At 42.7% G+C, this 674-nt stretch carries 2 protein-coding genes; both read right to left on the bottom strand.

The genetic code is table 11. From position 1 onward, the window contains the following. Positions 1 to 112: 112 nt before the first annotated feature. Positions 113 to 328, bottom strand: coding sequence for an envelope stress response protein PspG (gene pspG / locus R7Q46_RS27470; RefSeq protein WP_005496590.1), 216 nt, complete (start codon positions 326 to 328; stop codon positions 113 to 115). Between the two features lie 163 nt (positions 329 to 491). Then, the coding region (locus R7Q46_RS27465; protein ID WP_411978783.1) for a tRNA-dihydrouridine synthase at positions 492 to 674 on the bottom strand (183 nt) is incomplete at its 5' end.

Raw genomic sequence — 674 nt, 5'->3', positions numbered from 1 at the left:
TTATTTGTCATGGAATGTGTACTCCGAGATAGCTGATATTCAACAATGAGGGCGTGAGGGGAAATATACCATACTCTCACGCCTCGCTATCAACTAAATCGTCTATACCCAACTATTTATAACGCGGTTGGGCAACGAAGTTTTTAAAGAACCAAATACCCAATGCGATGACTATCAGCCATGGCAATAGTTTGAGTACCGCGCCGATCATGCCAAGTAAAAACATCACAACCAACGCAATACCTGTTGCTGCGAACACTGTCATCATCGTGATGCCTGTTACTAATAAGGTCGCGGCAAATACTAAAATAAAGATCAGCTCCAACATAATCACTTCTCCATTTGTTTTAAACGACTAGAGCAGTTTCCATACCAACTTATCCAAAACAAATTAAGGTTATGATTTCTAAATAAAAATAAAGCCAGAGGCATTTCTGCGCTCCGGCTTCTCTGTCCGTAAGTTGGTATTTTTAACCAACCACTGGTGAATTTTACACATTCAGCTCTTTTGGAATCTTCGCTAACGCATCCTGCAGCACTTCTAGGCCAGAACCTGGCTTGTGCGCATTTTCACTGATGTGACGACGCCATTGTCTAGCACCCGGCATATTTTGGAACAAACCCAACATGTGACGTGTGATATGACCAAGATACGCACCTTTCGCAAGCTGCGC

It is taken from the genome of Vibrio sp. 811 (assembly GCF_033339195.1).
Note: the sequence above shows the minus strand (reverse complement) of the source record. Positions and strands in the feature narration are given on the sequence as shown.

Excerpts from the sequence above, each read along its gene's own strand:
- pspG (WP_005496590.1), bottom strand. The coding sequence starts at position 328 with ATGTTGGAGCTGATCTTTATTTTAGTATTTGCCGCGACCTTATTAGTA.